The 7,501-nt window shown below is 44.2% G+C and carries 9 protein-coding genes; 7 read left to right on the plus strand and 2 right to left on the minus strand.

From position 1 onward, the window contains the following. Positions 1-370 precede the first annotated feature (370 nt). The 3 genes from ureA to PX484_RS05410 all read left to right on the plus strand — a co-directional run bounded on the left by ureA (position 371) and on the right by PX484_RS05410 (position 1,976). Positions 371-673, plus strand: a complete 303-nt coding sequence (gene ureA, locus PX484_RS05400; RefSeq protein WP_002738360.1) for an urease subunit gamma — start codon at positions 371-373, stop codon at positions 671-673. 19 nt (positions 674-692) lie between these two features. Continuing rightward, positions 693-1,019, plus strand: a complete 327-nt coding sequence (gene ureB / locus PX484_RS05405; RefSeq protein WP_045356217.1) for an urease subunit beta — start codon at positions 693-695, stop codon at positions 1,017-1,019. Positions 1,020-1,100: 81 nt separating this feature from the next. Beyond that, positions 1,101-1,976: an S-methyl-5'-thioadenosine phosphorylase gene (locus PX484_RS05410; protein WP_287766267.1), complete on the plus strand. Its 876-nt coding sequence runs from the start codon at positions 1,101-1,103 to the stop codon at positions 1,974-1,976. A 227-nt stretch (positions 1,977-2,203) separates the two neighbouring features. Here PX484_RS05410 and PX484_RS05415 read toward each other — a convergent pair whose 3' ends face one another. Beyond that, a complete protein-coding gene (locus tag PX484_RS05415; RefSeq protein WP_002802747.1) occupies positions 2,204-3,160 on the minus strand; it encodes an RNA polymerase sigma factor, RpoD/SigA family in 957 nt (318 codons plus the stop codon). A gap of 701 nt (positions 3,161-3,861) precedes the next feature. Between PX484_RS05415 and PX484_RS05420 the strand changes: the two genes are divergently transcribed. Both PX484_RS05420 and PX484_RS05425 read left to right on the plus strand, forming a co-directional pair. Next, positions 3,862-4,500, plus strand: coding sequence for an LON peptidase substrate-binding domain-containing protein (locus PX484_RS05420; protein WP_002739408.1), 639 nt, complete (start codon positions 3,862-3,864; stop codon positions 4,498-4,500). Positions 4,501-4,729: 229 nt separating this feature from the next. Beyond that, on the plus strand, positions 4,730-5,332 hold the full coding sequence (locus PX484_RS05425; RefSeq protein WP_002802746.1) for a Crp/Fnr family transcriptional regulator: 603 nt from the start codon (positions 4,730-4,732) through the stop codon (positions 5,330-5,332). Positions 5,333-5,347: 15 nt separating this feature from the next. Here PX484_RS05425 and PX484_RS05430 read toward each other — a convergent pair whose 3' ends face one another. Then, positions 5,348-6,241 carry an ROK family protein gene (locus tag PX484_RS05430; RefSeq protein ID WP_287766264.1) on the minus strand — a complete coding sequence of 298 codons (894 nt, stop codon included), beginning with the start codon at positions 6,239-6,241 and terminating at the stop codon, positions 5,348-5,350. A gap of 436 nt (positions 6,242-6,677) precedes the next feature. Here PX484_RS05430 and PX484_RS05435 point away from each other — a divergent pair, with 436 nt between their 5' ends. Both PX484_RS05435 and PX484_RS05440 read left to right on the plus strand, forming a co-directional pair. Continuing rightward, a complete protein-coding gene (locus tag PX484_RS05435; RefSeq protein ID WP_287766261.1) occupies positions 6,678-7,163 on the plus strand; it encodes a DUF29 domain-containing protein in 486 nt (161 codons plus the stop codon). A gap of 19 nt (positions 7,164-7,182) precedes the next feature. Continuing rightward, on the plus strand, positions 7,183-7,501 hold a 319-nt coding region (locus tag PX484_RS05440), incomplete at its 3' end, for a DUF29 domain-containing protein (protein WP_288103090.1).

The following is a 7,501-nucleotide window of genomic DNA, read 5'->3' on the forward strand; positions in this document are numbered from 1 at the left end:
AGCAATCGCTTAATTTATAATACAATTACTGGAGACCTATTTTTTGATGGGGACGGGACAGGTACAATAGCAGCCATTCAAATTGCAACTCTTAGTTCTAAACCCACTCTTACCGCCTCTGATATACTTGTATTAGTTTAAGGTTAATTCTGTGTCCTCTGTGGTTTTTATTAGATAAAACAACAGAACCAATTGCCGACCGTTTTTTAGCCAGAGGACTGAATGACCTTCCTAGCAAGACTTTTGAGTATTTTCCCCAATCTTCATCAATAATGCTGGCTAAGTAAATAAAATTTCACAACTCGATCGCTACAAATATCCGGCCAACAACTACAATAACCCTAGCATCTGTGTGAAAAAAGGCCTATCTATGCAACTTTCGCCCCAAGAAAAAGATAAATTACTCATTTTCACGGCGGCACTGCTCGCCGAAAGACGCAAAAACCGTGGTATCAAGTTAAATTATCCCGAAGCGATCGCCTATATTAGCGCCGCCATCCTCGAAGGTGCTAGGGAAGGTCGTAGCGTGGCTGAATTGATGAGTTACGGTACTACTTTATTAACTCGCGAGGAGGTAATGGAAGGCATCCCGGAAATGATTACGGAAGTGCAGATCGAAGCGACTTTTCCCGATGGTACTAAATTAGTTACCGTTCACAATCCCATTCATTAACAGGAGATTTTTAGCAGTTATGATTCCTGGAGAAATTATCACACCATCCGGAGCGATCGAGATTAATGTCGGTCGCGACACCCTGCGTATTTCTGTGGCTAATACAGGCGATCGACCGATTCAAGTGGGTTCCCACTATCATTTTTATGAAGTTAACGAGGCCCTGGAGTTTCAGCGCGAATTAACCAAAGGAACCCATCTGAATATTCCTGCGGGTACATCAGTTCGATTTGAACCGGGAGACACGAAAGAGGTGGAGTTAGTTGCCATTGCGGGAACTGAAGAAATTTATGGCTTTAATGGTTTAATTAATGGTTCTCTCAAAGGCAAGAAAAAGAAAAAGTAAGGCTTGATGGAAAAATTATCACAGTTCGATCGCTCAATTGTGGTAACATCAAGGCAACGATAACTAATTCTTTCCAAGACTATGACGACGGTAAAAATTGGCATCATTGGCGGCAGTGGTTTGTATAAAATGGATGCCCTCAAGGATGTGCGGGAAGTATCCCTCGATACTCCTTTTGGTTCTCCTTCCGATGCTTTAATTCTCGGGACTTTAGAGGGAACAGAAGTCGCATTTTTAGCGCGTCATGGCAGAAGTCACCATTTTTTACCGACCGAATTACCCTTTCGAGCTAATATTCACGCTCTCAAACAATTAGGGGTTGAATATATTATTTCCGCTTCGGCCGTTGGTTCCCTCAAAGCCGAAGTTAAACCCCTAGATTTAGTCATTCCCGATCAATTTATTGACAGAACTAAAGAGAGAATAGCGACTTTTTTTGGGGAAGGAATTGTTGCCCACGTTGCCTTTGGCGATCCCATTTGTCCGCAATTAGCCGAAATTTTAGGGGATGCCGTCGCTAGTTTAAACCTACCGGAAGTTACCCTGCATCGGGGTGGTACATATCTCTGTATGGAGGGACCAGCTTTTTCTACTAAAGCGGAATCAAATCTCTATAGAAGTTGGGGCGCAACCGTGATCGGTATGACCAATTTAACCGAGGCAAAATTAGCCCGAGAAGCGGAAATCGCCTACGCTACCTTAGCCCTAGTTACCGATTATGATTGTTGGCATCCCGATCACGATCATGTCACGGTAGAAATGGTGATCGAAAATCTACACCATAACGCTACTAATGCCCAAAAAGTCATCCAAGAAACGGTGCGCCGTCTGGCAGCTAATCCTCCCGTTTCCGTCGCTCATTCTGCCCTTAAATACGCTATTCTTACCCGTCTAGATTCTGTTCCCGTCGCCACTAAAGAAAAATTAGCTCTCTTTTTGAAAAAATATCTTGAATAAGTGGAGAAATAGCCGAGAAAAGTCGCCGATTAATCTAGAAATGGGTCATTTTTCTCGCTGTGATCCAGACGATCAATTTGACCCTTAACGAAGGCAGGGGGCGGTCGGCAGGGGGCAGGAGGCAGTATTCAGGAGTCAGGAGATAGGAGATTATTTTATTTATTCTCCCCACACCCCACACCCCACACCCCACACCCTGCCCCCACGAAAAACTTTTTCAGCAGCCCCTAACTAGCTAGATATTCTCTAATGTTAGCTCGGCGTTTTCTCAATTTGGCGATCGCTTCTCGTTCGATCTGACGGACGCGTTCACGACTGATATTGAGTCGAACGCCAATTTTTGCTAGGGTGAGGGGCTGCCCATTATCTAAACCAAAACGCAGACAAATCACTTCTTTTTGTTGAGGGGTGAGGTCTGCCATCAGTTTTTCCAAATCCACTTGCAGGGAAGAATAGGCAGTGTAATCTTCAGGGGAAAGTCCCGTATCTTCCAAGAGTTCCCCTAATTCCGTGTCTTGATTGTCCCCCACCTTTAAGTCAAGGGAAAGGGGTTGACGGGACCTTTCCAAGTAGTCTCGCACCTGTTTGGGAGTTAGGTCTAATTCCTCGGCTAATTCGGCAATGGTGGCAGCGCGACCTTTATCTTGAGCTAGTTGACGCTGGGCCTTTTTGATTTTATTCAGTTTTTCGGTAATGTGGATGGGCAGACGGATGGTGCGACTTTTTTCTGCGATCGCACGGGTGATGGCTTGGCGAATCCACCAATAAGCATAGGTGGAAAAGCGATAGCCTTTGGTGGGATCGAATTTTTCCACACCTCTTTGCATCCCAATGGTTCCCTCTTGGATGAGATCCAATAAATCTAGATTGCGTTTTAGGTATTTTTTAGCGACGGAAACCACTAGACGCAGGTTCGCTTCTACCATCTTGCGTTTGGCGAAATCCCCTGCCCCCAATTCTCGACGTAGTTGTTCTTCACTAATTTCCGCCGCTTCTGACCACTGGCGATCGCTGGGGTCGCTGCCGAGTTTCGCCTTTAGGGATTCTTTGATTTTTTCCAGAAAAATTAATCTTTGTACCTGTTTCGCGTAGAGAATTTCTTCTTCATGGGTGAGAAGGGGAACTCGGCCAATTTCTCTGAGATAGGCGCGAACTGGATCGGTAAGGTTTTTCGAGGTTTTCATGAGTGCGCGTCGGTTGAGGGTTGATATTCAGGGATTGATGGCGTTTTTCAGATTGCTTCCCCAGGGCAATAAAGGAGATGCTATCAGAGTTTTTTCTCGTTTTGTAAAGAGATAAGTGAGTGGTTACTCAACTATAGAGAGAAACCTCATTGACTATTTAATTGCCTCTATAGTCCTTTTTTTGGCTAGATATAGAGTTTTTGGGCATAAATGGCAAGTAGTAAGAACATTGGTTATTTAACCAATATTACAACAATTATTAAATATTGTAAAGTTTATGAGAGAAAAAACAGTCCCTCTCAGAGAAGAACCAATGAAGATGAGGTTTGAGTATCTCTACTCATAGATTACCCAAAGGTTTCCGCTCGGAATGCAATCTAGATGACAAAATCAGCAATTTTCTCATTTAGCGATCGCAGATCGAGCGGTGAGGGAATTATAAATTATGAATTATGAATTATAGTCATTTCAGATAAGTCTGATACAGTCTAAACCGACAAAAGCCTTATGAACTCTGGGATTGATATTCTCAATCTTAATTGAAATGACTATATGAAGTGGGAAGATGGGGGAGCAGGGGAGCAGGGAGAAAAAGCTGACGACCGACGACAGACGACTGACTCCCGGCTATTGACCTTGCCTAGCGGTTCAGGGGGGATTGTGTAAAAATAAGAGAAGATCGGTTTTTTTTTACTAAACCTATGGCCACTTCTTCCATTGCCGTTAGAGAATTACCTCTCTTTCCCCTACCCGAAGTTGTTTTATTCCCGGGTCGTCCCCTGCCCCTGCACATCTTCGAGTTTCGCTATCGGATTATGATGAATACGATATTGGAAGAAGATCGCCGTTTTGGGGTCTTAATGGTAGATCCTGCCACCGGAGAAATCGCTAAAGTGGGCAGTTGTGCGGAAGTTGTCCGTTGTCAACGTCTTCCAGATGATCGCTTAAAAATTCTCACCATCGGTCAACAGCGCTTCCGTGTCCTAGAATACGTCCGGGAAAAACCCTATCGCGTCGGTTTAGTGGAGTGGATTGAAGATGTCCCCACCACCCAAGATCTGCGACCTCTGGCCAAAGAAGTGGATCGACTGCTGCGGGATGTGGTTCATCTATCAGCCAAATTAACCGCTCAAAAAATTGAACTCCCCGACGATTTGCCTAGTCTTCCCCTAGAATTATCCTACTGGGTGGCGGGTAATCTCTACGGTGTGGCCGGGGAACAACAAGCTTTATTAGAAATGCTCGATACAGTCAGTCGTCTCCAACGAGAATCGGAAATTCTCACCTCGACCCGCAATCATTTGGCCGCTCGCACGGCTCTTAAAGATGCTTTAAATTAATGATCTGTAGGTTTTTCAGCTGCGGGAGAAGGAAATGGGGAAGTTATTTCAGTGAACAGTAATCAGTAATCAGTGAACTGATAACTCACATCTGAAAACTGATGACTTACCCACTGATAACTGATCACTGATAACTGATCACTGTTAATCTGGGGATTACCTAATGTTTACCTTGATACAGTAAAGTGGGGTTAAAATTGCTATCCCCTCACCCAGGAGAACTTTGATCATGTTGCTGACCTATAATCCCAGCGTCTCACCCTTCCGAGAAGACTATAGCGAGAGTCGTCGGCTCCATTTTTATGATCGCGGGGAAAATATTCCTCTGGTGGTTGATGGAGTCTGGCAAGTTTATCGGGGTATGGCGCAACTAAGTCAAGTATCTGAGAGTGGAGAGGAAATTTTACTAGGCTGGGTTCATTCATCCCAGTTTTTCGGCTTAAATTTGACCCATCTAGAATCCTATCACGCCAGAGCCTTGTCGGAACTGTACCTAAAATGGTACACGATCGCCGAAGTAGAAAATTCGGCGGAATTAACTAGGATGATGTTAAATCAAATGATCCGTCGTCAACAACAAACAGAATCCCTACTGGCGATCGCAGGACTGAAACGAGTGGAGGAACGTCTCCAGCAGTTACTACAGTTATTAAAGCGGGAAATGGGAGAACCAATCGCCCAAGGCAGTCGTTTAAAGATACGTTTAACCCATCAAAATCTGGCCAATGCTATCGCTACCACGAGAGTAACGGTGACGCGTTTGTTAGGCGAATTTCAGCGTCAGGGATGGGTGAGTATCGATGGCGATCGCCATTTAATTATTCACGATTAAGTCAGACAATTTTAGTCAGATACCGCCCACTAATTGCCAAGCTAATTTAGCAGCCCCCACCATCCCAGCGCGATTACCTAACTCGGCCGTTAATACCTCTAATCCTTCTCTGGAACTAGGTAAAACCCGTCTTTCGATTTCTGCGAGCAGAGAGGGAAAGAAAAACTTAGCACTGGCGCTAATGCCGCCGCCGATAATTACCGCCTCTGGGGTGAGAACATAGAGTAAACTGGCGATACCAGCCCCCAGTAAACAACCGTAACCCTGCCAGAATTCTAAAGCCTCTCGATCGCCTTTTTCGGCCAATTCCGCCAATTGCTTCGGTTCTTTGCCAGTCATCCGGCGAATAGCTTGCAGGGAGGTGTACTGTTCCAAGGAACCCTGATTACCGCTATTGCACAATGGACCGTCAAAATTGAGGGTTATTAAGCCTAATTCTGCGGCTGTTCCCTTGCTGCCGACAAATAAGTGACCATCGAGGATAATTGCCCCTCCTACTCCCGTCCCCAAGGTCAACAGGATTAGGTTTTGAAACCGTTTGCCCGCTCCTAACCAAGCTTCCCCTAAACCGGCACAATTGGCATCATTGGCTAAAATTGTCGGCATTCCCGTACTTTCTTCTAACCAATCGGCGAGGGGAATATCCCGCCATCCTGCCAAATTAATCGCTATTTTGGCAATTCTTCCCTGAGCATCCGCTGGCCCTGGCGTTCCCACACCGATGGCTTGACAACTTTTATCCAAATTTACTTGACAAATGCCTTGATGTATGGTAAGGGCGACTTCTTTGGGTGTAGCGGGTTGGGGAGTGGGCAAGGTGAGAGATTCGATACAATTGCCCTCTTGGTCAAATTTACCAATTTTAATAGCCGTTCCACCTAAATCGACACCTATTACTGTTTTCACCATCGGGCTTTCCTTGTTACTCTGGGAGTAGCTAGGTTTATTATCACTCTTTTTGGCAGTTTTTTTCGCGGTTAGATGTGATTGAGGATAATTCAGCTAAACCGGCAAAACTAGCTAATTGATTAGCCCAAATTTCTCCTATACTTTGGACACCGGCAGCTTAACTCCTGATTTTTTCCCATTTTTAAGTAGGTAGGCGTTAAAAATTATCCGATGCCCCCCTTATCAAGGGGGGATTAAGGGGGGATCGGCACCCCCCTTATTAAGGGGGGATTAAGGGGGGATCGGCACCCCCCTTATTAAGGGGGGATTAAGGGGGGATCGGCACCCCCCTTATCAAGGGGGGATTAAGGGGGGATCGGCACCCCCCTTATCAAGGGGGGCAGGGGGGATCGAAGCTAAAATCCATTTTTAATTTAATTATAACCAGCTACTTAAAATGATGAATATTACCATCCCAAATCTCTACGATAGCGATTATCAACTTTGGTTAGAAAATACTATCAACCAATTACGTCAAGGCGATTTTCAATCGGTAGATTGGCCGAATTTATTAGAGGAGTTAGCCGATTTGGGAAAAAGTGAACGACGAGCATTAGAAAGTTTATTAACTCGACTTTTAGAACATTTACTGAAGTTAACTTACTGGCAATCCCAACGAGATTATAATCAAGCTGGATGGAAAAAAGAAATTCGCAATTTTCGGATTCAGATCAAAAAAATTCTCAAAGATAGTCCCAGTTTAAAGTCCTATTTAAGGGAAATTTTGCAGGAATGTTATCTCGATGCTCGCAATCTGCTTATTGACGAAACCCAATTAGATGCTAGTATTTTCCCTCTGGAAGTGTTAGCTAATCTAGAGGAGATTCTCGATGAAAATTGGCTGCCTAATTGGGAAGCTATCAGCAATAATTCTGAACAGTGAAATTAAGGAGTAAAAAATCATGAATATTACCATCCCAAATCTCTACAATAGCGATTATCAACTTTGGTTAGAGTCCACTATCAACCAATTGCGTCAAGGCGATTTTCAATCGGTAGATTGGCAGAATTTATTAGAGGAGTTAGCGGATTTGGGAAAAAGTGAACGACGAGCATTAGAAAGTTTATTAACTCGACTTTTAGAACATTTACTGAAGTTAACTTACTGGCAATCCCAACGAGATTATAATCAAGCAGCATGGAAAGGGGAAATTAGAACCTTTCGGAAACAAATCAAGAAATTACTGAGAGATAGTCCCAGTCTCAAACCCTATTTATCCG

Source organism: Microcystis sp. M49636_WE2, from assembly GCF_030065375.1.
Classification (GTDB): Bacteria; Cyanobacteriota; Cyanobacteriia; order Cyanobacteriales; family Microcystaceae; genus Microcystis; species Microcystis aeruginosa_C.

Bases quoted from the DNA above. Each gene is read 5' to 3' on its own strand.
- PX484_RS05435 (WP_287766261.1), top strand. From the start codon at position 6,678: ATGATGAATATTACCATCCCAAATCTCTACGATAGCGATTATCAACTT.
- ureA (WP_002738360.1), top strand. From the start codon at position 371: ATGCAACTTTCGCCCCAAGAAAAAGATAAATTACTCATTTTCACGGCG.
- ureB (WP_045356217.1), top strand. From the start codon at position 693: ATGATTCCTGGAGAAATTATCACACCATCCGGAGCGATCGAGATTAAT.
- PX484_RS05420 (WP_002739408.1), top strand. From the start codon at position 3,862: ATGGCCACTTCTTCCATTGCCGTTAGAGAATTACCTCTCTTTCCCCTA.
- PX484_RS05425 (WP_002802746.1), top strand. From the start codon at position 4,730: ATGTTGCTGACCTATAATCCCAGCGTCTCACCCTTCCGAGAAGACTAT.
- PX484_RS05430 (WP_287766264.1), bottom strand. From the start codon at position 6,241: ATGGTGAAAACAGTAATAGGTGTCGATTTAGGTGGAACGGCTATTAAA.
- PX484_RS05410 (WP_287766267.1), top strand. From the start codon at position 1,101: ATGACGACGGTAAAAATTGGCATCATTGGCGGCAGTGGTTTGTATAAA.
- PX484_RS05415 (WP_002802747.1), bottom strand. From the start codon at position 3,160: ATGAAAACCTCGAAAAACCTTACCGATCCAGTTCGCGCCTATCTCAGA.